The following is a 24,130-nucleotide window of genomic DNA, read 5'->3' as shown; positions in this document are numbered from 1 at the left end:
GTGTTCGTCAGTTCCGGGCTCACATAACTTACTTCGCAGGGAAGACAAATCAGGACCCGCATCTGTGACACGCCGCGAGGCTCCCGCCTCGCACGGAGAGTCCCGAGACCACCCTGCCTCCTGTCGAGAGCCCGCAGCATCGAGAACGCATCACACCGTGGCAATCCCGGCGTCGAACGCTGTCACAACAGGATGGTGTCCGCGCTCGCGGTGTAGTGGATCAAGGCTGGTGAGTACGCGGATATCTGCCCGGGGCGCACACACCTGGCCGGTTGCCACGCCCTGAAGCACTCCGGGTCTGATGGGGGCTCCGGACTCTCCCGAGTTGGGTGGAGCCGAGTTGGACTCCCGCTCCCAGACGCCGAGCTTCATCCCTCGGCGTCGTGCCAGTCATAGCAGTTACAGCTGGACCAAGCATTGGCGCGGCAGGCACCCACCCTCGATTCGCATGCTGCCGCCTCCGGTTCGTAACAACAGACAGGAGCCAATGGATCTGTGACATGACAGGGACCTGGACTCTATGGGGTGACCATCCATGCCCCTGCTCGGCCTTCCAGGCGTTCCCACCCGGATTCGTTGCGTCTGCGACCTGACGGATAGGCAGTGGGTACGGTGGAGCCACAGCTGTCTGGCTCTACGAGGGAGTTGCCCACGCTCTGCCGGGCGAGGAGATCAGAGATTCCGGGGGTCGACCGGTGTCGCGCGCGGCGTACCGTCGATACCCGCTTTGCTCTGCGCGATGACCTCCTGGACATGCTGCTCGATCTGTTGCGAGTCGAGTCCCAGCGCCTTCCCTATGTGGATCGACCATACTTCGGAGCGCAGGTTTGTCTCGAAGTCCAGATCGGCCCGCACGTTCTCCCGCGCCGCCTGGCGGTTCTGGCTGACCATGACGAATGTGGACAGGAAGATCGCCTCCAGGCTGACGATCATGGTGAGCAGCCCGAAGGGATACGGGTCGAAGATCCCTCCCTTCCCGAGCAGGCCCTCGTTCAGTGCGATCCACACCGTGAACCAGACAGTGTGGAGGTAGACAAACAGCATCGTCCCCGCGAACGAGGTGATCGCGTCGGCGACCCGGTCCTGCGAGGTACGCATCCGGGCGAACTGGACCCGCTCGTGAGGAATGTGGACAACGGGTTGTCGAGCGGCGCTCCCGCCAGGGAGCGAAGGGTTGTCGTGACCGTCAAAGTCCCACTTCATGTCGCCCATCCTGCCCGACCCGGCACCTTCACCTACGGTCAGGCTGCCCTAAGGGAACGTTTGATGTAGGCGCAATGCCCTTTATTTCCCAATAGGCTCCTCGCCAGGTGGGGGTGGTCTCGTCCTTATGCGCTTGGCAAGGGTTTTGATCGAGGTGATGTGGATCGCGGCTTCGGGGCTGGCATAGAGGGTCTCGTGGTCGCGGGCCGGGCGGCGGTGCATCGTGATCCATCCGATGCCGCGTTCCATGACCCAGCGTCTTTTGACGACTCGGAAGCCGCGGATCTCCGGGGGCTCCGCGTCGTCGCCGGGCGGATCAATTGCAGTCCGCGGCGCACGCGGGCCCGGTCGGCGTTCACGCGGGCGTCCCGGGCGTCGGTCTTGTCGGCGCCGCGGTAGCTGTCGGTGGCCCGGTTGACCGCTATGTCGGGTATGTGACGAGTTCCTGACCGTCGTTGACCAGGAGGGCGATCGGCAGACCGCGCTCGCCGCCGGCCATGTCCATCGCCCACGTGACCTGGGTAACCGTCGGCGATGTCCAGGACATCGCCGAGCAGCTGGAGGAGTTCCGGCTCACCGTTGGCCGCCTGCCGCGACGGCACGAAGTGCGCCCACGCGGCAGGCGGCCGGCGCGCTTACGCCTGGCCGCCTGCGGGATGGGCAATCCGGGTCAGCAGATCCGTCAGCCGCTCGGACTCGCCGGGCCCCAGTTCGGCGACCAGACGCTCGGCCAGCGGCTCCGCCGCCACATGAGCCGCGTCGAAGAGCTCGAGCCCCTGAGGCGTGATCTCCACCGCCCGCACCCGCCGGTCCCCCGGAACGCTCTTACGTACGGCCAGCCCCTTGCGTTCCAGGTCGTCCACGACCCGCATGATTCCCGCCTTGTCGGACCCCGTCGCCGCCGCCAGGTCCCGCTGCACCGTGGGCCCGCGGTCGACCAGCACGATCAGCACGGCGAAATGCCGCAACTCGATGCCGAGCGGCCGAAGCGCCTCCTCCATCACCCCGGCCGCGCTCCAGTGCGCCTGGCGCAGCAGCAAGCTGAGAGCGAAGGGCGAGGCGCTCCCGGGGGCACTCGGCCCCACGCGAGGTGATGATTCCGTGAGGAAAATAGGGAGACCAGCTTTCATGGTGGCACATTATCAGCCATCGATTCGTTCGATACGGTATCGTTTGATATTAAAAGGGGTGCGCCTACCCTCAAGGCGATGGCGATCACCCATGCGATCTCCTCGGACACCTTGCGCACTGCCTACCGCGCCATGCGACTTGTCTGGAATGTTCCGATTCTTCCGCTCGGAATGCTCACAGTGGCCAGCAGTCCGGTCCTGTTCTGCTCGGCCAGGACGGCGCCGACCAGGCGGAGCAGGGCGGTGCGGTCGGGGACGATGCCGGCCACGTCGGTGCGACGCCGGATGTGCTTGTTGAGCCGCTCCTGCGGGTTGTTCGACCAGATCTGGCCCTGTTGGCGAATTCGACTCAGGCCGCGGCGGCCTGGGGTGCGGCCGAGAAGATCAACTGCTGGCGTGAGGGGTGCCTGTGAACCAAGCGTCAGTACAGGCGATGCTGATCGCGGCCGCGGTGAGCGTATGTTGCAGGCGGGGCTTGTCTATGCCGCGGTAGCGGCATCTGCACAGGACGAAGGCCCGTGCTGCTTGGGAGATGGTGCTTCGACACCGGTGCGCATCGCGTGCTGTTCTTTCCCCTCAGTTGTCTCCCGAGCTGAGTGGACGCGGTGCAGGGCCTTGTGGATCTCCCCGTTGGTGCAGCATGAGTTGACGCTGTTCCCGCGTGGCGCAAGTGCATTGAGGCAGGGCAGGACACCGTGTGCAGTCCGATTTGGAGAACTCCACATGGATCGCCTCCTCTCCGATCTTGGTTCGCCACGTTGACCGGTGGATCGATGTCTTTCCGCGGGGGCGGTGCACCACGTGGTCGTTCCAGTCGATCTGGAATCCGTAGATGTCCAAGCCGACTCGGGCCTGCGCCTGCCAACTGGAGTCATGCCGCATCTGCCGGGTCAGCGCATCCACCCAGACGAACGCGTAAGGCCCCTGGTCCAGGGGCCGGTTGGGGAACACGGCCACCTGCTCGTCCAAGTGCGGGACCATCGCCGAGACCTGACACTTCGACAGCTAGGGCCTGTGGATGACGAGTTCCACGGTGCCGACCCTGGTGTCCCACTCGCGCGGGCCGTAACCGTTACGGTGGTTGACTCTGTTCTCGCTGACCTCTCCGTACTCGGCGTTGCGAAGTGCGTCGGCCTCCGCGGGCATGAGTGCGTCGGCAAACGTCTTGACCATCGCGCGCAGCAGATCGGGGCTCGCCGAGCCTGGGTTGTCCTCCGCGAGGGCGTGCAGGGACAGACTGTCTGGTGCGCTCATCGTGCTGATCTCCTTCGTGGCTCGACATCTCGAAGATCAGCCGGTGGCCGTTCTTGTTTCCGAGCCCTCACCCCAACGCCGGGGCGAGCGCCCGGATCAGGCGGGAGCCCGTGCAGCACTTCGCAGGACGCAGCCGTCAGCGACTCAGATCGTGTCCTGGTGACGACGGACCACTCACGTGCACTACACACGACAGTGCTTGCACGGCTGTTGTGACACTGAGTGGAATAGCGCCATATGGCGCCCTAACGATGTGGCGCTCGTGACGGGTGGCACGGTCACCCCACAAGGATGGCACTGTCTCTACTACGAGTCTGGGCAGCGAAATCCGTCACAGAAGCTGTGCGCATTCGGTCTTCACTTCGAGGCAGCGGTATGAGCCTCGAATACACGGACGCTGTCGCCGCCGAGGGTGAGATGTTGGCATACCAACCCACCACCCGGCGGTAGACGATCATTCGCCTATGCAGGTCGACAACCACGGAGGTGCAAGACAGTGTCAAGCAACGAGTCAGCGGGCGCGACTTCCGCCGAGGACGAGGCACTCATCGAAGGAGAGAGCCTCGCTGTGCTACTCGTTCCAGATCCGAAGGTCGTCAGAGGGCTGTTGACCCGGTACGCGTCCCTGCAGATCTCGCTCGCCGAAAACGAGGAGTTGGAATGCGCACGCGAGCTCGAGGACGTCAGTTACACGCTGTGCGTCATGATGGGAACCCGGAGCGTGCACGCGGCCATAGCGGCGGCCGACACTCTGCTTGTGGCCGGGACCGGGCGGAGGAGCCGGCGCATCAGGCGATAGCACCTGCAGCGCTATCGCCCATGGTGCCGCGCCTTTCACCAAAGCCAGGCCTGCGCGCCGGTTTTCGTGACCATCGCCCCTATCTGATGGCGCATCAGGCGAGCTCGAATGTCGGGCCGCTTGATTGTGCGCATGACCTACTCTCCGTCGTGATCGCGGCTGCACCATACAGTGGGACACGACCCGACTGAGCGCAGTCGCCGAAGTCTCTGGTCCGCCACCGGAACAGCCGTGATCACCTCAATGGCACACCCGATGGCAAATTCGGGACACGAGACTCTGGCCGCCGCCCACGTCGGCCACGTCACGGGGAAACCAGCAAACCCACGATGCAGGCAGCGGGGACTGGCCCTGATCTCCTTCGCCCTCGGCCTGTCCCGCCGGCGCAAGATCGACCGCGATTCACGAAGCGCGCTGGTACGAGCCGCACGGGAGGATTCGTGTCGGAGTGGGACGGTGGCAGTTCATTCTGTGCTGTCAGGCAGGTCGGTTTCGGGGTGTTCTTCGTGGAGGGCTGCGAGCACGGTGGCGAGCTTGCCCCGGCTGGTGATGCCCAGGCGTGGGTAGATCCGGTACAGGTGGGCTCCGACGGTGCGGTGGGAGATGAACAGGCGCTGGCCGATCTCCCGGTTGCTCAGCCCCTGTGACGCGAGCTCGGCTATCTGCATTTCCTGGGCCGACAGCTGCTCGCTCGTGTTGGGGTGCCGCCGGCCGCTTGACTCGCCGGCGGCACGCAGTTGTTCGCGGGCCATTTCGGCCCAGGGCTGCGCGCCGATCCGGTCGAACTCGTCGCGGGCGAGTCGCAGTGGGTGCCGCGCGTCCACGTTGCGGCGTTGCCTGCGTAGCCAGCGGCCGTGGTGCAGGTGCAGCTGGGCACGCGCCAGTGTCCAGCTGGTCGGCAGTGCGGCGATCGCCGCGGTGTAGCGTTCCTGCGCTGTGTCGTCCGGTGCCAGTACCGCGTCGGTGTATGCGTGCGCGACCACCATCATTTCCGAGGGCAGCCGGCCGGCCAGCTCCGGTAGTTCGGCCAGCAGTTCACGGGCCTGTTCGGTGGTGCCCGCGGCCACCGCGGCGTCCGCCAGGTCCGGTGCGAGCAGCCAGCGGCGCACCGAGTGGTAGTGCGGGTCAGCCGGATCGAATGCGCGCGCGAGAAGGTCGTAGGCCTCCACGGGGCGGCCGTCGAAGAGAGCGAGCAGGCCGTCGGTCTGCTGCGCTGTCACAGTGGCGAACGGCATGCCGGAGAACAGGCTGTGGGCGCGCAGTTCGCGGACCGCTCGTGCCGCGGCGTCGGTCTCGCCGCGCAGCGCCGCCACCAGGCCGGCCGTCGCTTTCAGGCCCAGCCACATGATCCATTCCCCGGTCTCCTCGGCCAGGGCGAGGCCTTCGGCGGACTCCTCGCGTGCCTGGTCGAGCTGCCCGAGGTACGGCCGCGGCCAGCTGGCGGCCAGGGATCGGGCGAGCAGACCGAGCCGCCCCTGTGATCGCCACGCCGTGGCCGCCAGTGCCAAGTATCCGGTGGCACGGTTGAGGTCGCCGATGGACATCGCGCCGCTGCCGAGGAAATGCAGGCCCCTGCCGTCCTGGCGGTCTGGGGTGAGGGCTTCGAAGCGTGCGATGACGTCGGCCCCGTGTCGGTACGGTTCGGTGTACGCCCGCACCATCAGAGCGTGAGGGGCGTCCGGATCGGGGTTCCACCGATCCAGTTCGGCTGCGGCCTGAGCGCGTACATGCGTGTCGCCGTCCTGGAAAAAGCATCGTGAGGCGGCACGCCACAGCAGGTCCTCGGCGACATCCGCGCTCCCGGCGTCGAATGCTCCACCCGCCGTGGTGACCATGTCCTGAATCCGCCGGTGCGGCTCGTCCGGTTCGAATGCGGCCTTGTCGGACACCACCATCAGACGCGCCCGCTCCACCCGGCCGAGCACGCCCGGGTCGGCGCGGTCCAGCAGCATCTGGGTGTGGATACGGTCGTTGATCTCGCTGGCCAGCTCGACCGCACGGATCAGGATCCCGGTCCGGCGGCGTGGGTCATGGACGAGCTCGGCCGCCTGGCGCAGAGCCGGGACGGCCACCGCCACCTTGCCTGCGGCCTGCGACGCGTCGGCGAAACGCTCCAGCCGGGCGGCCAGTTCCTCGTCCGGGCCGAGCGCCGAGGCGGCCAGGTGAATGAGCTGGCGCTCAGGCGTGCCGTCCATCACCGCCGCGAGGGCACGGTGAGTAGCCAGCCGGTCGGCGAGCGCGGCGCGGGTGTAGATCGCCGAGCGCATCAGCGGATGGCGGAACTCGGGGGTATAGCCGACCAGGGAGACCAGGCCCGCGTCGACCGCCTCCTGCAGTGTTTCCACACGGACCTCCGAGCCGGAAAGAAGACTCGACACCTCCAGCAGCCGGTTCAGCGGCGCGTTCGGCTCAGCGGCCAGGGCCAGCAGGAACGTGCGGCACTCCCGGCTCGCCGAGTCCGTACGCGCTGCGAACGCGTCCTCCAGCCGCTGGGTCAAGGGCAGATCGTCCATCTGCGCGGACATGCCCTGCACCGCTTTGGGCAGCTCGACCAGGGCCAGCGGATTACCCGCGGCACGCTCCAGGATCATGGCCCGTACCGGCGCCGGCAGGCCGGGCGCCCCGGCATCGAGCAGCTCCCCGGCCGCATTCCACCCGAGCGGTTCCAGAGCGAGGTCCGGGTGCACACTCGGGCTGGAGGAGTCAGGAGAGCGGACCCGGGAGGCACCTATGACCAGTATGGAGAGGTCACGGGTACGGCGGGCGACGAACCTGAGCACGTCCCGGCTGGACGAGTCGATCCACTGCAGATCATCGACAAGCAGCAGAAGCGGTTGCTGGGCGGCCGAGTCGGCCAACAGTTCGAGAACAGCCAGCGCAACCCGGTATATACCCGGCTCGCTCTCCGTGGCGCCGAACGCGTCACTCAGCGCCTCCCGGTGCGGGGCCGGCAGGTTCTCGACACCACGGACGGCCGGTTGCACCAGCAACTGCAGCGCCGCGAACGGCAGCCACTGCTCGGTCTCCACCCCGGACGTGCTCAGCACCCTGAAACCGCCCTCGGCGGCCTCGGCAGCGACCGCACGCAGCAAAGCCGACTTGCCGACACCAGCAGAACCGTGGACATGCAACGCCCCACCATGCCCGGCCGCCGCATCCGCCAGCAGCCCCCGCAAGGCTCGCAACTCCCCATCCCGGCCGATCATCGGACGTCTACACGCGCCAGCTTCTGTGGCATCTCCGACAGCCCCGCCCCAGCACGCACGCCCCACGCCCAGACCGTAGGCGCGACCGAAGCAGGCGACGAAGAGACAGCCCCCACCGCCCTCCAGCCGCACCCACCAGCGCCGCTCCCGTCACCGCTGACCAGCGTGACGACAGAACGCTCAGGCATGGCCGGACGCTCGGCCATCGGCACAGCAGACATCGAGCTCGGCATGTGAAGCTTTCCTCAGGCAACGGTCACTAGGGACCACATGTTACCGGTCCCCCGATCGTGGCCCCGAAGGGGAGGACGGAAGCACGGACGGGGTGGATGCCCGCCGACGTCCGGGAAAGACCTCGACTGCCGCTCGTGGCGTGACTCGGTGCGGCAGGTGAGGACCCGCGATCGGTCGCTGTGCTGGGGACATGCCGAGGCGGTCAGACCCTGCCCCCTCAGGACCCGCTACCAGCGGGTCCAGGCAACCCGCTGGTCAGAAGGGCCCCGGCGACCAGCACCAGGCCTGGGCCGCCGGTGCAACCTTCGGCCGATTCGGGACGCTGTCGGCTGGCGGTCAGGTCCATCCGATCGGGATGAACGTTCCGACGCCCGGAAGCTGTAGTCCGGCCCGGATCACGCGTGAATGGCAGATCCCCCGGTCGCCGATGGCAGTTCGGACCTGCGACGAGTTTCCCTGCGAGCCCCAGGTCTCCGCCCTCGAAACCCTGTGTCGGCGACGCGTGATCGCGCTCGCTCGCCCGGCGGGTTGGCTGCGGCCGCCCAGTCCTTCCGCTTCACAAGGAGGCGGACCGGGTCTCAGACAGACTGGAGCGACGGCGAAGTGGTCTCGAGCACACACCGGTATGCCCGCTTTTGAGACGACTCATGGCTGACGCCGCAACTGCTCCCGAGCCATCCTTGCCGCATCGGTCTGCTCATTGCCTTGTGTGCCTCATCGGCGCAATTTACCTGAAAATGCACCTCGTCATGCTTCGTTCAGCAACTGGGTGACGACGCTTTCGATACCCAAGAAACTTGCCTCGCGCTCCAAGGGTACGACCTCAAAGGTACGTTCAAGAAATACGCCAATTGCTTCCGCCGAGGCGGCTACAACAAATCTTTCTTGACCCGAGCGAAACGAGATGTACACAAGTCCACAATCAAAGATTTCGGAAGGCCACACTTGGACGTCACCGACACCGCTGAGCCGCTGCTCGCCAGCCAGCAGAAGCTCGCGTCCGAATTCCCACTCAACGGTCATATCGGTGTCCGCATTAAATACCATGAAAACCGAGTACGGCTCGCCACTTTCGTATCGGAGATCTGTCGGGACCGACAGATGCGTCTCCTCTTCGACAAGAGCCACGAGCGTTCGGAACGTCACCGGCTCGGGATGAATGTCCACCCACCGTGCCTGGACATCTTTCCGGTATTTTCGATCTTTGCGAGTACACCCCAGATCGTCGTCGCTCTCGAAGATTTTTTCACTCATCGATTCATCCCCTCCCGTCTTCCCGCGATGGATACTGATCGGTATCCACGCAGAGCCATGAATTGCGCAACGGGTGGTTCGGTAGGTCGCCTCTGCTCCGGTAGATCGTGTTACTCAGGCCAGGAATTCCCTGAGGTAAGCGGCGTCCCTGCTCAGCCCGCGCAGCGGGTTGGCCGCGGCGATCACCGGATAGCCGTCCAGCTTCAGCTTCTTGACGACGCCGTTCCAGCTGGTGGAGTCGGCGAACGCGCCGTGGACGAGTACGACGGTCGGCTTGCGGTGCTGCGAGGAAGTGGCTTCTTCGGAGCTCGCCGGGACGACCGATGCAGCGAAGAGTGCGGTGGCGACCGTAGCGGTGGCCATGAGGGAGAGAGGAGTCCGGGCATGTCGGTAAAACGAACGGTGGTTCATGAGAGGCTCTTTCGAGGCAGAGGTTTCGGCCGTGTCCGGACCCATGGACATGGCTGCGGTTGCGGCAGGACGCTGCCGTACGTCACCGAGAGGCAAACCGGAGTCGGCGAGCGGTCAGGAGTTCCGGGACGCACCTGAAACGTGCTGCGGTCTCGGATTGGCTCGGCTCGATGAATCGACCGGTCTCCCGTGCACGGTTTGGCAAAATGCCAAGGCGACCGTGTGGATCGGCTCGCCCACAGTGCTCATCGTGACTGTGGGGGTTGGTGAACAGTGTTCAGATGTAGCGGTTGAGCTGCGGGAGACCGTCAATTGCCGTGCCTGCGGTGTGCAGGGTGTGAATGGCCTGCGTGATCACGGCTGTTGTGGCCTGGGTCAGCTTGCGGGCGTAGGCCTCGCCCTCGTCCCGCAGCACGTCGTTCTCGTCGACGATGACGAGCGCGGGCGGCAGGCCCCGCAGCTCCTCCAGGCTCGCCCGCAGCGGCGAGGCGGTGATCTCCGCCCGCTGGGCGGGATCGGTGGTGTAGCAGTCCCAGAACCAGGCCATGCCGACGTTGTCGAGGACCCAGCCACCATGCCCGCAGCGGACGGCCGACAGCATGCCCTGGCCACCGACGGGCTTGACGATGCGTACCCGCACATCACCACCGCGGCGGGCACGCCGTGATCCACTTCTCCTCCACGTCCAACTTCGCCACCGGCACGGCCTGCAGGTCGTCCAGGACCTTCCGGGCACCCTCCGGGCCGAGCTCGTACAGGAACGGCGGGCTGGCCGTCGCCTCCGCGAGCTCCTGCGCCACGGGCTCAAGAACGGGCTTGGCCATCACTACCCTCCCTGGGTCGGCAGGCTCTTCCTGCTTCCCCTTCTAAGACAGGGCACCTGCTACCGGTGTGACACACGCCCGGGAAACGGCTGGCGACACCGACATTCGGATCATGGCGCGCACCGCGAAAGGGCACTGAAATTTCGCTCACGAGCTGTCCCGACAGCGGGCGGTTCAATTCGGGATATGAACTGGGCTCGGATCCACGACTGTTGCTTCGGCCAACGAGCTCGTGCATGGTTGGCGAGTGACGCGTCGAGGAGTTCGCTTGGGCTCCGGTTTCACGTCTGCTGAGCCGACGTCAGGTCCGTGCTCTGCTGATGTGACAGCAGGCCGGCGATGGCCTGCACCGTGTCGCTCATGTGCTTACGGCGGCCGAGGTGGCAGGCCAGGGCCCGCCAGTTCTTGAGATGGAAGCAACTACCAGAAGCGGTATCCGGAGGAGTTCAAGCGCGACGCGGTCGCGCTCATAGCCTCCTCGGGCCGGACGGTGACCGAGGTCGCCCGAGAACTCGGCGTCAGCTCGGGAGAGTCTGCGAGGCTGGGTGGAGAGGGCCGATGGAGCCTCACTCTCCCGGCGGGGACGTCCGCACCGGCCGGTGACGCGCTCAGTACGGCCGAGCGCGAGGAACTGAAGAAACCGCAGGCTCGCCGCCGAGGGCTGGCAGTACCTGGCGACCTGGCTGGATCTCGCGACCCGCGAGATCATCGGCTACTCCATGGCCGATCACCACCGTGCCGACCTGGTCGTCGATGCTCTGGACACGGCCGCCGACCTTGGCCGCCTCGGCCCACGCTGCATCATCCACACCCACCGCGAAGCCGAAGCCCGTCCGGGCCCCGCCGAAGCCCGCGGAGTTCCGTGGCCTGGCCCGGGTCTACGGGCATGCAGTGGCGGTTCGAACGGTGTGACGCACACGTGGCCATGACCGTGGCAGTGCGCTCCTCCCGCGGCAGGCGGGCTGCCACGCGCGGTGAGCGCCCGCCTGCCGCACGGGCGGCGGGCGGGCGCTCACCGCGCGTCCATCACCTTGGCCGCACGGGCGGGGACCAGTCGCGGAAGACCGCGGCCTGCCCTTGTCCGTCTCCCGCAGGATCAGCGAGGTCCCACATCGTCACGTCTCTTATCCAGAACTCTTCGCCGCTCCTGGTCCTGCGCAGCCCGTCGTAGCCATCGGCGCAGCCGTGTTCACTCACGGACCGTACGAAGGTGTCCCGGTCTTCCTGACGGCGAGAGGACGCCGACAAACGGGACGGCATGCCGACGAACTCCTCCCACGGGTAGCCGAAGCACCGCTGAGCCGTTCGGTTGGCGTAAAAGAACTTAGGGTCGGGGCCCGTGCCATGGGCCAGGAGCCCAAAGGGCGCCTCGGCGTAGAGCCAATACGCCGCTTCTTGCAGCGACGCCCAATGCGGTAAGCACAAAGGACGGCCGGTGAGGGTCAGATGACTGCTCAGCAGCAGTTGCGCGAAGTCAGGTCCGCCCGCAGCGGGAACTGTTTCAAGAGGGCTGTCGGCCATGAGGCTTACGCCTCGTCGTTGACCCACGACATGAGCTTGCGGAGCTCCTTGCCGGTGGTCTCCAGGAGGCTGTTCTCGTCCTGCGTCTTGTACTCGTTGTACTTCTTCAGACCCGAGTGGTACTCCTCCATCCAGTTCCGGGCGAAGGTGCCGTCCTGGATCTCCGCGAGGACCTTCTTCATCTCGGCCTTGGTGGCGTCGGTGATGATCCGCGGGCCGGTGACGTAGTCGCCCCACTCGGCGGTCTCGGAGACCGACCAGCGCATCTTCTCCAGACCGCCCTCGTACATGAGGTCCACGATCAGCTTCAGCTCGTGCAGGCACTCGAAGTACGCGATCTCCGGCTGGTAGCCGGCCTCGGTCAGCGTCTCGAAGCCCGCCTTCACCAGCGCCGCGGTGCCACCGCACAGCACGGCCTGCTCACCGAACAGGTCGGTCTCGGTCTCCTCCGTGAAGGTCGTCTTGATGACGCCCGCACGGGTACCGCCGATGCCCTTGGCGTACGACAGGGCCAGCGGGAACGCGCCGCCCGTCGAGTCCTGCTCCACGGCCGCGATGCAGGGAACACCGCGACCCTCCTCGTACTGGCGGCGCACCAGGTGACCCGGGCCCTTGGGGGCGACCATGGCGACGTCGACACCGGCCGGGGGCTTGATGAAGCCGAAACGGATGTTCAGACCGTGGCCGAAGAACAGCGCGTCGCCGTCCTTCAGGTTGTCCTTGATGGACTCCTCGTAGACCTGCGCCTGGATCGGGTCCGGCACCAGGATCATGATGACGTCGGCCTCGGCGGCGGCCTCCGACGGCGTCACCACACGCAGGCCCTGCTCCTCGGCCTTCGCCTTGGACTTGGAGCCCTCGTGCAGACCCACGCGGACGTCGACACCCGAATCGCGCAGCGACAGCGCGTGGGCGTGGCCCTGGCTGCCGTAGCCGATGACCGCGACCTTGCGGCCCTGGATGATGGACAGATCGGCGTCGTCGTCGTAGAACAGCTCGGCCATGGGAAACACCTTTCCCTCACGATGGAAGAAGTTCCCCCCGGGCGGCGTCCGTGCCAGGACTGAGATGGGTGGCACCGCACCTTCGGGGAGGAAGAAAAAGGAAACGCCGGGCAAGAGAGCGCCCGTCCACGCTTGATACTGCTCGTGCGGGCGTGTCGGGCATCTGCCCGGCTGACTATGTCCGGCCAACAATGGCCCCAGCCCTCATGGATGGGACCAACTCGGGTTGCGCCCGTTGTTCACCGGCGGAGAAAACACTATCTCACACGTTGCTGTGATGGCCTGGTGAACACTTCAACCATGTGCTCGGTCGTGGCCTAGGGTGAGGCGCGGGCCGGTCGGTCAGCTCCGGATAGCAACCGTGACGTCATCGACCGGGCAGTGATCTGCATAGAACCCGACATTCACCGTACTCACCATGAGATGGAGAGAACATGCGCAATCTTTCCCGCATAGGAGCCGTTGGCGCTCTTATCGCCGGTCTGTCCCTTCCTGGGGTCGCATACGCCACCCCAGGGGGTCCCGGCGTGACTGGCAAGGTCATCGCCCAGTCCACGATCGGCGGGAACGACTACATTCTGCGGGAAGTCACCATTCCGCCGGGCCAGGCGACCGGTTGGCACTTCCACGACGGCACTCTGTACGCGTACGTCGAGCAGGGGACCCTCAGTCACTTCGATTCCACATGCGCGTCCGACGGCGTGTACGCCAGGGGGAGTTCCCTGAAGGAGCCTTCCGGTAGCGACCACGTGCACATCGGCCGGAACCTCGGCACCACGGACGTCGTCCTTGAGGTTCTCTACGTCCTACCGCACGGCGCGCCCTTCTCCCGCGACGCCGCCAACCCGGGCTGTGGCTTCGAGTAGTCCTTCTCCGTAGCTGTACCGGTGCGCCGGTGTCCACGGCGCGCCGGTACAGCTGCCGGTGCGTGGTCCCCACGGCGCGCGGCTGTCACACCTCCCACGGCTGTTCGGTCAATCCGGGTGGCGGCTTGCGCGTCGTTCGCACAGGCCCTCGCAGCGAGAAAGGGAGCACGTATGGCCTCCGGAACCAGAGACCACCGATGCGTGGAGCGGCCCCGCCGCGCGGTGTTCTTGTGCCCGTCCTCACCGACTCCGGTTTCGTACGACTCCCGGCTTGAGCCGCAGAAAGACGCCTGATGCCACGACGAGACCCTGACAAGCACTCCGACCCAGCCGCCGCCAGTGTGTCCCTGGCAACCGAGGCCGCGCTGCTGGAGGCCCGTCTCCGCATGCTCCAAGAGGAAATCGACACGGTCGACGCATGCATCGAGGCCGTCTCCGAGTCGCTGCGTCTGCTGGGCCGCGCGCCATCCGCCTCCGCCGAAGCTGCGGACAGTGTGGACCACGGCTGATCGCCCGGCCGGAAGGATGTCGACGGGGCCACAGACGACGCGTGCCGGGATGGCGCGCGCCGAAATGGGACAAAACGTTCCACGCCCTGCTGGCCGTGAACGGGCGGACCGGCAGGCAGAAGAGCTCAAATTGCCGACAGCAAGTGTTTTCATATCCATTGCGTTTGCCACGAACAGTGGCAATAATTGGTCCGATCCTGTTCAGTACGTGCCGGACCATCCTCAGCTTCCCCGGTGGCTCCGCCGTCCCTACCACCTCTGGGGCAGCCTTTCAGCGGCATGTGACCTGCCCTGTTTCGTGCCCCGTCATCGGTGAGGTCAGTCTCTTGTCGAATCCGTAGTGCCCGTCCGATGCATCTACATCCCGGATGAGCCACTGCATATGATGTCGTAGGGGTACCCATTCCCGCGTCCATACCGAGCGACACCGCAGGTGAGCCGGGGCGCGGCACAAAGGGTTGAGGATGAGAGGATCACATGGTCTCTGTAACCCGTACGGCGCATAACATCGAGATCACCGCTGAGAGCCTTCAAGAGGACCTCGCTCGCCTGCAGATCCAGAAGCAGGCGCTGGAAAGAGAACTGGCCGCGGTCGTGGCGCATCTCGGCTCGGTACAGCGGGCCCTCAGCGCCCTTGAGGTCTTGATGATCACGCCGGCCGCCGCGGCCTCGACGGACACGGCCGGAGTCGCGGTCCCGGAACGAGGCCGAGCTGCGACGCCAGTCGCACCGCAAACAGACACCGCCTCCTTTGAGCCCGCGGACGTCACAACGAAGTCCGCGCCGCGAGCTCGGAAGTCGGAGACCGGCAAGGACGTCGAACGTCCCGCTGCCACCGACTCCGACTCGGACAGGCAGAAGCAGTACGGCAAGCTCACCGAGCAGATCATGGCGTACTTCGCCGAAGTCGGCGACGTCGACGTACGGGCCCGGGATGTCGCCGCGGCTCTCGGTCGTGACTCCGACAGCGGAAGCATCAACGGGGTCCGCAGCACACTCGACCGTCTCGTCGGTACGTCCCGTGTCCAGCGAACCGGCCGAGGCCTCTACCGCGCCAAACGTTCCTAGGGCCTGACCGTCGCAGGGCCGCAGACAACAGGCGGTTCCCGCTGCCCGAGTGTGGCATGCGCGGCGTCCGCGAAGGTGATGACCACACCTTTGCCGACGTGGCCTCGAAGCGTGGCGCAGTCGTTGCCAGTCGTTGCGGATGGCTCTCTTTCGTACCGTCCATTGCCGGTTTGCGAGGAGGAGGCCTCGGCCTGCGCGGAAGCCGCCGACAGGAACCGTATCCATGAATGCGCTGCAACCCGGCAGGCATGATCGAGTTGGAGCCCCATGAACATCAGTGCCCGGTGCACCGCGGTCTCTCGCCGGGTGGCTGCCCTGTGAGGACGGTGGCTCCCTTCGGATCGTGGCACTCGCCCATCAGCGGTCGGACAGCCACGGCAGGTCTGGCCGCCGGTCAGATCGCGGCACCGTCGTACGTCGGCTTGGTCGGCGACGAGGTGTGGTGGGTGGAACCCCGTCCCGAGGAGGACGGCCGCACGGCGCTCGTACGCCGACGCGCGGACGGTGTGACGGAAGCGCTGCTGCCTCCGCCCTGGGATGTACGCAGCCGCGTCATCGAGTACGGCGGCCGCCCCTGGGCCGCCGCGGGAAGCGGGACGGGAACGCTTGCTGTCTTCGTCCACTGCGGGGACCAGCGGCTGTACGCCTTCCGTGTCGAGCGGGGTGTGCGCAGCGCGCCCTTTCCGCTGACCCCGGTGTCGTCGGTAGGTGGAGGCCTTCGCTGGGCCGAGCCCGTCCTGGATCTCCAACGGGGTGAAGTCCGCTGTGTGCTGGAGGAGTTCACCGGTGAGGGTACCGGTGACGTCCGGCGAGTCCACGTCGCGGTACCGCTGAACGGGTCGGCGGCCGCGGACCGCTCGGCTGTCAGAGAGCTGTCGCCCGCAGCACATCGCTTTGTCTCCCAGGCGCGGTTCTCTCCCGACGGACGGCGTGCCGCATGGCTCGCCTGGGATCACCCCCACATGCCCTGGGACGCGGCTGAACTGCGCATCGCCGAGGTGACCGACGACGGCTTCATGCGGCAGGCTCGGACACTGACGGGCGGGCCCGGCGATCCGGTTGCCCAGGCGGAATGGTCGGCGAACGGCACCCTGGTCGCGGCCTGTGAAGACACCGGGTGGTGGAACCTGTACGCGGTGGACCCGGACACAGGTGACAGGCGGTCGCTCTACCGGGCGGACGAAGAGTTCGCCGGCCTTCAGCGCTTGGGACTCCGGTGGTTCTGGCCGCTGTCCGACGGCCGCTTCGCCGTCCTGCACGGAGTGGGAGGGCAGCGGCTCGCCGTCCTGGACCCCGATCGCGGGGAACTCCTCGATGTACCGGGGCCCGCAAACGAATGGCTGCCCCACCTCGATGCCGCCGGGGACCGGATCGTCGGCGTGGCCGCCGGACGCCACTCCCCCTATGAGGTCGTGGAGGTGAACGCGGCTTCGCTGACGGTCCGGAGCGTGGGTCCTGAGCCCAGGTTCACGGTGGGCGTCGAATACCTGCCGGCATCCGTACCCCGGGTCTTCGCAGGCTCTGATGGCCGTGTGGTCCATGCTCAGGTGCATCCCCCACGCAATCCTGGATTCACGGGTCCGCCGAACGAGGTGCCTCCGCTGGTGATCTGGGCGCACGGTGGTCCAGGTCTCCGAGCTCCCCTCGCTCTCAATCCGGAGATCGCGTACTTCACCTCGCGGGGCATCGCAGTGGCGGAGGTCAATTACGGGGGCACCCCCGGATACGGCCGCGTCTACCGTGAACGGCTGCGCGGGCAGTGGGGCGTGGTGGATGTCGAGGACTGCGTAGTCGTCGCCCAGGCCCTGATCGATGAGGGCACGGCAGCCGCCGGACGAGTGGCGATCCGTGGCGGCAGCGCCGGCGGGTTCACCGCCGTACTCTCGGTCGCGGCGTGCGATCTCTACGCGTGTGCCACCCTCTTCTATCCCGTGGTGGATCTTCTGTCCCTCGCCGCAGGAGAGACACACGACTTCGAGTCGCACTACCTGAACACACTCATCGGCCCGAAGCACCGAACGGACCTCTACCGTGCCCGGTCCCCGATCCGTCACGCAGACCGCATCGGCGTACCACTGCTTCTCTTTCAGGGAACGCAGGACGTGGTCTGCCCGCCTCCTCAGGCAGAAGCCTTCGTCAGTGCGCTGTCCTCGCACTCGGGACGGTATGAGTACCGCACCTTCAAGGGTGAGGGACACGGCTTCCGTCGGCAGTCGACGCTGATGGCGTGCCTGGAGGGGGAACTGCGGTTCTACGCCGAGGTGTTCGGTTTCGCTGTGCCCCAGGTGTATTGACCCGCAGGGTTGTTCACACGGCTGAAGTGAGTTTGCCGGTCGCGCCGAGGTCGGTCAGGACCCTTTCGATGCGGTCGATGCCCGATACGGCGAAGAAGGCCGCGGTCCGGCGCGGGAAGGCGGCGCAGGTGGCGGCCTTCCCGTCCGCGTGGATCTCGCTGTAGGCCAGGCGGGAGTGGTCGTCGACGGCGGAGTGGACGTAGTCGAAGCCCATGCCGGCGCGGCGGGCGCGACGGGAGCGGCCGGCCTGGCGGCCCAGGACCTTGTGGCCGCCGTCGGGGATGCGGCCGAGCTTCTTGACGTCTATGCGGATCAGCTCGCCGGGCCGGTCACGTTCGTAGCGGCGAATGGCCTGCCCGGTGGGCCGGTCCAGGAACGCGAGCCGGTCGAGGCCGTGGCGGGCCAGGATGCGGTGCACGGTCGATGCGGGCCTGGACACCTCCACCGCACTGGAGGTCTTCGCCATGATCAAGCCCTGCCGGTGTCAACAACGCTCGTGATCAATACACCAAGAGCCCTGCCCTGCGACAAGTCGTCCGCTACGGTCCCGGGTGCCACTCATCGGGGGATCCGTGGCACCCGGGACTTCACCTGCGGGCTCTAGTCGCAGGTGGCGTTCCGATCACCAGTCACGGGGGATGTGACACTGGCGTCCGAAACACTGTGATGACCCTATCAAAGCTTTACTGCCTTACTGACCACGTTGACACCGTGTTGAAGACAGTGTCAACGACGTTGACAGAGGTGCTCGACAGCTCGCCATCTCATCTCCATATGGGGCAAAGTAGAGGGCAAATCTCTTCGGGTGGAAGCAGATGAAGTGGACAGGGTTACGTCGGGGTGATCGCCTTGCCATCCACGCCGTAACAGTGTGATGACACATTTCACAATGACTTGATCAAGCTCTGTTGTTGGCGCAACATCTGGAAGTGTGAACGTCTCCCCTGAACCGACGCCGCCCCAGTCCCCTGTCGAAGAGCAGGACTCACCGCTGTCCCCGGGCACTCACACCATCGCCGTCCGGCACGGATCGTCTGTCATCGAGCAGCGTTATCACGTCGCCGGTACCGGTCCGGTGTGCATCGCCCACTCCGGAGGGCCCGGTATCGGCTGGGAGTACCTGCGCATGCCCCTGCTCGAGCAGGACCTGACCATGGTCTATGTCGAGCCCGTCGGCACCGGCGCATCCGGTCGGCTGCCGGACGCGCGCGAATACAACCTGGCCACGTACACCCGCTTTCTTCACGCGGTGATCGAGCACCTCGACCTGCCCGAAGTCGCTCTGCTCGGGCATTCACACGGAGGGTTTGTCGCTCAGCGGTACGCGCTTGACCATCCGGAACATGTCGCATCCTTGATCTTGTACGACACCTCACCGGTGACCGGCGATGACTTCTGGTCTGTCGCGGTGGCCAACATGGAACGATTCGCGCAGCGCCATGTCGCCGAACACCCCGAGGTGGCCACCTACGTCGCCGGTCTCACCGCACCACTCGGCCGGCTCGACGACGACGGCGCGACCTCGGTGCTGCGCTCCTTCCTTCCCACCTACTTCTACGACTACTGGGGGCGCGAGGACGAGTTCGGCCCCGCACGCCAGATGCTGCGTATGTATGCCGCACCCGCACGGGGCGAAGGCCCGCCGTTCGACGTCCGGGGCGAGCTGGCCGGCGTCAGCGCGCCCACGCTGGTTCTGGTCGGAGAGGCGGACTTCATCTGCGGGCCGCGCTGGGCACAGATGATCCACGACGAGGTCCCCGGGGCGCAGCTCGTGGTCCTGGACAAGACCGGTCACCTGGGGCACGTCGAGAATCCAGAAGCGTTCGCCACGGCAGTGGTCACGTTCCTCGCCCCTGACCACGGGGGGACCGAGTGAGCTGACGCAGTACTTGCGCGAGCCGGGCCGTGGACCCACTGCTGCCGACTTCCGAGGTCGTGCTCGCGGCCTGGCCCGGGAACAGAGGCGGGCCGAGCAACGCCGGTGGTTCAGCCTGACGATCCCAGGATCACAACGACACACGTACAGATCAACGCCACGGTGATCAGGACCATCGCGATCAGCGTCCCTCGGAGCCATCGCCCGAAGCTGTTGTGGTGTAGCTCTTCCACCACGTTGATGCTGTCAGCTATGTGCTCGGTCACCATGCGGGCAACGTATCTCTGCTCTTCGAGATACCACTGCTCGATATCCGTTTTCTGCTGCTGGGTCAGCCCCAGCACTCGTTCGGTGAATTCTGCTACGCGCCGATGCGCGGCTTCCAGATGAGCCTCCTGGTAGAGAAACTCTTCGATGTCGCTCAGGCCGCGTGCGGCCTCCTGACTCGCGTCCATGGTGTACTCCAGAGGGGAACAGGAAACCCGGTCCCGGCGATACCGGGTCCGGACAGGTCGAATGCCGGGGATGCATGGCAGATCCCGGTGAACCGGGTCGTGGGGTGTGTGCCGGCACGACGTCGCCGGCTCAAGCGGACGGCCGTAGCTCCTGGGGTCTCATCGGCGACCGGCCTGCCGGACGCGGCCGTCGGCATACAGAGCCGCCATCAGCAACGCCCTTCACCGAGCGGCGGCGGTGTGGGCGAGGCCCAGGAGGCCGGTGTCGCCGACCACAACGACCTTCATAGACAAACCCTTCGCCTGATGCGGAGGCAGCCCTTTCAGGGAAGCTGCAAGGACACCGTCCACCGCACCGTTTCGGTGGTGCGGCCTTCACATCGAAAGACCGGAAAGCTCGTCCGTCTGTGACACGTGCTCTCGCGGCCGACGCCGTCGCGACGCGTTCCTGCGATCGTGCGTTCCTGCGATCGTGCGTCGAGGTACGCGTCGCGACATGGCCGCGGTCCCGCGAGCGGGCCACGAGACGGCTGGCGGCGCCCACTCATCAGCGGGTCGGATCCATCACTCCGAGGGCATGCGCCGGCCCATGCCTCCGTGCGGCCCGTCAGCCGTTGGGCCTTTTCGCCACGCTCATCCCGCCGTGTGGTCGCTCACCCGGCTCTCGCCGGAGCGCTGCGGCCTGCCGCTCGTGACGAATGCGTCCCGTGGGTGCTGAACGGAGGCCAGGGAGACGAGGTCCCGGCCGTACAGGGCGGCGGTGAGCCAGACGGTGAGAACGCGGACCTTGCGCTCCCAGGTGGGCACGGCCAGGACGTGATAGCCCCGGTGCATCAGCCAGGCGGGAAGTCCCTTGATGACGATGCTCTTGTACTGGAAGATGCCCCGGCCCAGCCCCAACGTCGCCACTACTCCCAGACTGCTGTGGCGGTAGTTTCGGATTCTGCCCCCGTGCAGACTGGCTGCGATGTTCTTGGCGAGGCGCTTGCCCTGCCGTACGGCGTGCTGGGCGTTCGGCACCGTGTGCGCCCCTGGTACGGGCGAAGCCAGGTCGGGGACGGCCGCATCGTCTCCGGCCGCCCACACCTCCGGCACGGGCTCGCTGTCGGTACCCACACGAAGATCGGCGCGGACCACGAGCAGGCCGCGCTCGTCGACCGGCAGATCCGTGTGGTTGTGCACCACCGGGTTCGAGGCGTTACCCGCGGTCCAGACGATCAGCCCCGAATCGAACTCCTCTCCGCTGGAGAGCACGACGTGCCCGTCTTCGGTGGAGACGAGCTGCGTGTTCAGGTGAACGTGCGCGCCGCGGCGTTCCAAGGAGCGCACCACCCAGGCGCCGGGCTTGTCTCCCACCTCGGGCAGGATGCGGCCCCGGGCCTCGACCAGATGGAAGGACAGGTCGTCGAAGCTCAGTTCCGGATAGGACTTGAGCATCGCGGTCGCCAGCGACAGCAGTTCACCGAAGCCCTCGACACCGGAGAATCCGCCGCCTACGAACGTCACGGTGAGCAGCTTTCGCCGTTCGGCACCCGGCGGCAATGACGCTGCTTGGTCAAACGCGGTCATCAGGCGGTCGCGAATGGCCACCGCCTCCTCCACGTGCTTCAGGCCGATCGCATGCTGTTCCAGGCCAGGTATGGGGAAAGTGCGGGTCACCGCACCGGCGGTGACCACGAGGGTGTCATATGGGAGTTCGTAGTCGGCTCCGCTCGCGGGCCGGACGGTGACGGTCCGGTCCGCGTTGCTGATCTTGGTCACGCTCCCTGCGATCAGTCGGGTGCTGCGCAGGTGCCGACGCATCGACACGGCGGCGTGACGTGCCTCGATCGATCCAGCCGTCACCTCTGGGAGGAAGGGCTGGTAGGTCATGTAAGGACGCGGGTCGACCACCGTGACCCGTGCCTCGCCTTTGCGCAGCGTCTTCTCAAGACCCCACGCAGTGTAGAAACCTGCGTAGCCGCCACCAACAATCACAATCTCACGCATGATTCCCTCTGGTTGTTGTTCGACACCAGATAGACCGGGCGAGGCATGGTGGTGTGACATGCCCTGGCGGCGGAGCCCCGCAGGTACGGCGCCTGCTGGGGGTACCCCCTCTGGGGGGAGGGCGTGCCAAGCCCCGCGTCCGCGGCATGATCCGCCGGACAGGCCCTAGGCATCATCGCGGCACAGGCAGAAGGGATGCCCGGCGGGGTCGAAGAGCACTCGAACATTCTCTTGTGGCTGAACCGACGCCAGCGAGGCTCCCATGGCGACTGCCTCAGAAACCGCGTCGTCCAGGTCGCCCACCTGGAAGTCGAGGTGCATCATCGGGCGCTGGTCGCCGTCGACCGGTGGCCACACAGGGGGCTGGTATCCGGTGGTCTGCTGAAACACGAGGTAGATCGCCCCTTGCGGCGCAGCGACGACGACTGTTCCGGGCTCCTTGTGAGCGATCGGCCAATCCAGCAGTTCCGCGTAGAAGCCGGCCAAAGCGTCGGGGTCCGGCGCTTCGATCGCGGTCCCCCACCACATGCCGCCTGTTCGAGATCGCATGCTCGAGGCTATCCCAGGGCGCTCACGTCGCACCGAGACGCCGTCCACACCCGTTGGGTTCGTATCGGTTCAACTCGCCCCGCGCAACCGGGCGAACGTTGCCTGACACAGCACCAGATCCGTCTACGCGGAACCTGGGCCACCGTCTCGGAGCCGCCGCGGTAGAGCTCGGACACGGCCCGGCGTCCCACTTTCGGCAGCCGCCGGCGATCCCCTGCGCGACGTGATCGGCCTGCTGTCCCGCGAACTGGCTTCCCCTGAGCCAGGTCAGCCCACTGTGCTGGACCGGCTCCTCGACATCCTTCTGGTTCTTGCCATCCGTACGAGTTTCCGGCAGAGCAGCGCCGCACCTCGTTGGTACCGGGCGTCGGCGGACCCCCGGTTGAACGCGGCGTCGCAAGCCATACACGAAGACGCCGGGCACGCGTGGTCGGTCCTCGAGCTCGCCGAGATCAGCAGACTCTCCCGGGCGGCCTTCGCCCGAACCTTCCGAGACGCGCTCGGCCAGACCCCGATACGGCACCTGGGGCGCGCGGGTCAGTCGAGGCGGGGAGCGGCCGTGGTGCTGCGCGTGACGAGATGCGGCGTGATGACGATCTCACCGTCGCCGTCCGTCGCCGTACCCTCCACCCGCGCGATGGCCCGCTCCACCGCCGAGCGCGCCATGCGCGGGACTTCCTGCCCCACGGTGGTGAGGTCGATATGGGTCAGGCGCGCCAGATGGCTGTCGTCGAAACCGACGACCGAGATCTCGTCGGGCACGCCTACCCGGGCGCGCAGGAAGGCGTCGAGGACGCCGGTGGCGCAGTGGTCGTTGAAGGCGAGGACGGCGGTGGGCCGGGAGGCGTCGGCGAGGAGCGTACGGGCGGCTGCGGCGCCGTCCTCCTCGGTCAGGCCCCCCGGAATGAGGCGGACCCGGTCGGCGAGGCCGTGCCGGCTCATGGCCGTTCGGTAGCCGCGGCGCCGCTCGGCCGCGCCCGGCACCCTGCCTCCGTCGATATGGACGATGTCGTGGTGACCCAGCGCGACCAGGTGGTCGACCGCCTGGCGGGCGCCTTCGTCGTCGGCCGTACGGACGACATCCACGCCCGCGACTCGTGGGCGCACCCGTCTGGCCACGGACACGACCGGCAGGCGTGCCGCGAGCTCCGCCAGCCGGGCCGTGGCGACACGCGGGCTGAGCAGGATCAGTGCCTCGCAGCGGTCGGTGAGCAGGGTCTCCACTGCGTGCTGCTCGCCGCGGCTGGGGGCGACGGCGCTCAGCGCGATCTGGTATCCCGCGGACTCCCCCGCGGCATAGAGGGCCTCCACCATGTCGGCGTGGAACGGCTGTTGCAGGTCGAACTGCACGCCGAGCAGATGCGAGCGGTTGCTGCGCAGCAGCCGCGCCCTGGTGTCGGGCCGGTAGCCGATCTCCCGGGCTGCCTGCTGCACACGCTCACGGCTGGCCGCACTCGCCCCCTTGGCGCCCCGCATGACGATGGAAGCCAGTGCGGTGGACACACCCGCCCGCGCCGCGAGATCGGTGAGCGTCGGCCGCTTTCCGTCCGGAACCTCGGGAGTCGATGGCACCGTCGCCCTTCCTGATCGAGGTGTCCTGTTCCGGGCCGATCGTAGACGACGGACGAACGCACTGGTCAATGGGACTGCAACGTTCTACATCGGATACCCGTGCAGACCCTTG

The 24,130-nt window shown here is 66.6% G+C and carries 17 protein-coding genes and 8 pseudogenes; 8 read left to right on the top strand and 17 right to left on the bottom strand.

All coding sequences use genetic code 11. The features are described from left to right. Nucleotides 1-672: 672 nt before the first annotated feature. The 6 genes and pseudogenes from OG568_RS46660 to OG568_RS46635 all read right to left on the bottom strand — a co-directional run. Nucleotides 673-1,212, bottom strand: coding sequence for a DUF1003 domain-containing protein (locus OG568_RS46660; protein ID WP_329535999.1), 540 nt, complete (start codon nt 1,210-1,212; stop codon nt 673-675). 82 nt (nt 1,213-1,294) lie between these two features. After that, a pseudogene (locus OG568_RS46655) lies at nt 1,295-1,494 on the bottom strand (IS5/IS1182 family transposase); the annotation flags it as partial. Nucleotides 1,495-1,511: 17 nt separating this feature from the next. Then, nucleotides 1,512-1,799: pseudogene (locus tag OG568_RS46650) on the bottom strand (IS110 family transposase); the annotation flags it as partial. A gap of 39 nt (nt 1,800-1,838) precedes the next feature. After that, entirely contained in the window at nt 1,839-2,243 is a 405-nt protein-coding gene (locus OG568_RS46645; protein ID WP_266419093.1) for a MarR family winged helix-turn-helix transcriptional regulator, read from the bottom strand. Between the two features lie 293 nt (nt 2,244-2,536). Next, nucleotides 2,537-2,662: pseudogene (locus OG568_RS46640) on the bottom strand (transposase); the annotation flags it as partial. Between the two features lie 547 nt (nt 2,663-3,209). Then, nucleotides 3,210-3,587: pseudogene (locus OG568_RS46635) on the bottom strand (transposase); the annotation flags it as partial. A gap of 496 nt (nt 3,588-4,083) precedes the next feature. Between OG568_RS46635 and OG568_RS46630 the strand changes: the two are divergent. Continuing rightward, a complete protein-coding gene (locus OG568_RS46630; protein WP_329535998.1) occupies nt 4,084-4,386 on the top strand; it encodes a DUF5133 domain-containing protein in 303 nt (100 codons plus the stop codon). Nucleotides 4,387-4,850: 464 nt separating this feature from the next. Here OG568_RS46630 and OG568_RS46625 read toward each other — a convergent pair whose 3' ends face one another. The 4 genes and pseudogenes from OG568_RS46625 to OG568_RS46610 form a co-directional block, all read right to left on the bottom strand. Continuing rightward, nucleotides 4,851-7,592, bottom strand: a complete 2,742-nt coding sequence (locus tag OG568_RS46625; protein WP_329535997.1) for a helix-turn-helix transcriptional regulator — start codon at nt 7,590-7,592, stop codon at nt 4,851-4,853. Nucleotides 7,593-8,573: 981 nt separating this feature from the next. Further along, nucleotides 8,574-9,080, bottom strand: a complete 507-nt coding sequence (locus OG568_RS46620) for an SsgA family sporulation/cell division regulator (protein ID WP_329535996.1) — start codon at nt 9,078-9,080, stop codon at nt 8,574-8,576. Between the two features lie 114 nt (nt 9,081-9,194). Further along, nucleotides 9,195-9,443 (bottom strand): hypothetical protein, encoded by a 249-nt coding sequence (locus OG568_RS46615; RefSeq protein ID WP_329535995.1) that lies wholly within the window; start codon nt 9,441-9,443, stop codon nt 9,195-9,197. Nucleotides 9,444-9,768: 325 nt separating this feature from the next. Then, nucleotides 9,769-10,315, bottom strand: a pseudogene (locus OG568_RS46610) (alpha/beta hydrolase fold domain-containing protein). A gap of 439 nt (nt 10,316-10,754) precedes the next feature. Here OG568_RS46610 and OG568_RS61620 point away from each other — a divergent pair. Next, a pseudogene (locus tag OG568_RS61620) lies at nt 10,755-10,829 on the top strand (hypothetical protein); the annotation flags it as partial. 512 nt (nt 10,830-11,341) lie between these two features. Here the strand turns inward: OG568_RS61620 and OG568_RS46605 are convergent. Beyond that, nucleotides 11,342-11,836 (bottom strand): MEKHLA domain-containing protein, encoded by a 495-nt coding sequence (locus OG568_RS46605; protein WP_329535994.1) that lies wholly within the window; start codon nt 11,834-11,836, stop codon nt 11,342-11,344. A gap of 5 nt (nt 11,837-11,841) precedes the next feature. After that, nucleotides 11,842-12,840 (bottom strand): ketol-acid reductoisomerase, encoded by a 999-nt coding sequence (gene ilvC, locus OG568_RS46600; protein ID WP_266419075.1) that lies wholly within the window; start codon nt 12,838-12,840, stop codon nt 11,842-11,844. A 434-nt stretch (nt 12,841-13,274) separates the two neighbouring features. Here ilvC and OG568_RS46595 point away from each other — a divergent pair, with 434 nt between their 5' ends. The 4 genes from OG568_RS46595 (at nt 13,275) to OG568_RS46580 (ending at nt 17,577) form a co-directional block, all read left to right on the top strand. Then, entirely contained in the window at nt 13,275-13,706 is a 432-nt protein-coding gene (locus OG568_RS46595) for a cupin domain-containing protein (protein ID WP_266579076.1), read from the top strand. Nucleotides 13,707-13,999: 293 nt separating this feature from the next. Beyond that, nucleotides 14,000-14,215: a hypothetical protein gene (locus tag OG568_RS46590; protein WP_266419069.1), complete on the top strand. Its 216-nt coding sequence runs from the start codon at nt 14,000-14,002 to the stop codon at nt 14,213-14,215. Between the two features lie 477 nt (nt 14,216-14,692). Continuing rightward, nucleotides 14,693-15,283, top strand: coding sequence for a hypothetical protein (locus OG568_RS46585; RefSeq protein ID WP_329535993.1), 591 nt, complete (start codon nt 14,693-14,695; stop codon nt 15,281-15,283). 446 nt (nt 15,284-15,729) lie between these two features. Then, nucleotides 15,730-17,577: a S9 family peptidase gene (locus tag OG568_RS46580; protein ID WP_329535992.1), complete on the top strand. Its 1,848-nt coding sequence runs from the start codon at nt 15,730-15,732 to the stop codon at nt 17,575-17,577. Nucleotides 17,578-17,617: 40 nt separating this feature from the next. Here the strand turns inward: OG568_RS46580 and OG568_RS46575 are convergent. Next, nucleotides 17,618-18,007: pseudogene (locus OG568_RS46575) on the bottom strand (IS481 family transposase); the annotation flags it as partial. 501 nt (nt 18,008-18,508) lie between these two features. On the opposite strand from OG568_RS46575, the gene OG568_RS46570 reads away from it, so the two are divergent. Continuing rightward, nucleotides 18,509-19,453, top strand: a complete 945-nt coding sequence (locus OG568_RS46570; protein WP_329535991.1) for an alpha/beta fold hydrolase — start codon at nt 18,509-18,511, stop codon at nt 19,451-19,453. Nucleotides 19,454-19,563: 110 nt separating this feature from the next. Here the strand turns inward: OG568_RS46570 and OG568_RS46565 are convergent, their stop codons facing one another. From OG568_RS46565 to OG568_RS46555, 3 genes are all read right to left on the bottom strand, one after another. Further along, nucleotides 19,564-19,908: a hypothetical protein gene (locus tag OG568_RS46565; protein WP_329535990.1), complete on the bottom strand. Its 345-nt coding sequence runs from the start codon at nt 19,906-19,908 to the stop codon at nt 19,564-19,566. 633 nt (nt 19,909-20,541) lie between these two features. Further along, a complete protein-coding gene (locus tag OG568_RS46560; protein WP_329535989.1) occupies nt 20,542-21,897 on the bottom strand; it encodes an NAD(P)/FAD-dependent oxidoreductase in 1,356 nt (451 codons plus the stop codon). Between the two features lie 165 nt (nt 21,898-22,062). Beyond that, nucleotides 22,063-22,446, bottom strand: a complete 384-nt coding sequence (locus OG568_RS46555) for a VOC family protein (protein ID WP_266579090.1) — start codon at nt 22,444-22,446, stop codon at nt 22,063-22,065. A 211-nt stretch (nt 22,447-22,657) separates the two neighbouring features. Here OG568_RS46555 and OG568_RS46550 point away from each other — a divergent pair. After that, nucleotides 22,658-22,765 (top strand): annotated as a pseudogene (locus OG568_RS46550) (cupin domain-containing protein); the annotation flags it as partial. Between the two features lie 218 nt (nt 22,766-22,983). Here the strand turns inward: OG568_RS46550 and OG568_RS46545 are convergent. After that, nucleotides 22,984-24,018, bottom strand: a complete 1,035-nt coding sequence (locus OG568_RS46545) for a LacI family DNA-binding transcriptional regulator (protein ID WP_329535988.1) — start codon at nt 24,016-24,018, stop codon at nt 22,984-22,986. Nucleotides 24,019-24,130: the final 112 nt, after the last annotated feature.

Source organism: Streptomyces sp. NBC_01450 (assembly GCF_036227505.1).
In the GTDB taxonomy this organism is placed as follows: Bacteria; Actinomycetota; Actinomycetes; order Streptomycetales; family Streptomycetaceae; genus Streptomyces.
The sequence above is the reverse complement of the archived record's forward strand: the minus strand, read 5'-3'. Positions and strand labels throughout refer to the sequence as shown.

Bases quoted from the DNA above. Each gene is read 5' to 3' on its own strand.
- OG568_RS46555 (WP_266579090.1), bottom strand. From the start codon at position 22,446: ATGCGATCTCGAACAGGCGGCATGTGGTGGGGGACCGCGATCGAAGCG.
- ilvC (WP_266419075.1), bottom strand. From the start codon at position 12,840: ATGGCCGAGCTGTTCTACGACGACGACGCCGATCTGTCCATCATCCAG.
- OG568_RS46590 (WP_266419069.1), top strand. From the start codon at position 14,000: ATGCCACGACGAGACCCTGACAAGCACTCCGACCCAGCCGCCGCCAGT.
- OG568_RS46595 (WP_266579076.1), top strand. From the start codon at position 13,275: ATGCGCAATCTTTCCCGCATAGGAGCCGTTGGCGCTCTTATCGCCGGT.
- OG568_RS46625 (WP_329535997.1), bottom strand. From the start codon at position 7,592: ATGATCGGCCGGGATGGGGAGTTGCGAGCCTTGCGGGGGCTGCTGGCG.
- OG568_RS46660 (WP_329535999.1), bottom strand. From the start codon at position 1,212: ATGGGCGACATGAAGTGGGACTTTGACGGTCACGACAACCCTTCGCTC.
- OG568_RS46620 (WP_329535996.1), bottom strand. From the start codon at position 9,080: ATGAGTGAAAAAATCTTCGAGAGCGACGACGATCTGGGGTGTACTCGC.
- OG568_RS46560 (WP_329535989.1), bottom strand. From the start codon at position 21,897: ATGCGTGAGATTGTGATTGTTGGTGGCGGCTACGCAGGTTTCTACACT.
- OG568_RS46565 (WP_329535990.1), bottom strand. From the start codon at position 19,908: ATGGACGCGAGTCAGGAGGCCGCACGCGGCCTGAGCGACATCGAAGAG.
- OG568_RS46585 (WP_329535993.1), top strand. From the start codon at position 14,693: ATGGTCTCTGTAACCCGTACGGCGCATAACATCGAGATCACCGCTGAG.
- OG568_RS46605 (WP_329535994.1), bottom strand. From the start codon at position 11,836: ATGGCCGACAGCCCTCTTGAAACAGTTCCCGCTGCGGGCGGACCTGAC.
- OG568_RS46615 (WP_329535995.1), bottom strand. From the start codon at position 9,443: ATGGCCACCGCTACGGTCGCCACCGCACTCTTCGCTGCATCGGTCGTC.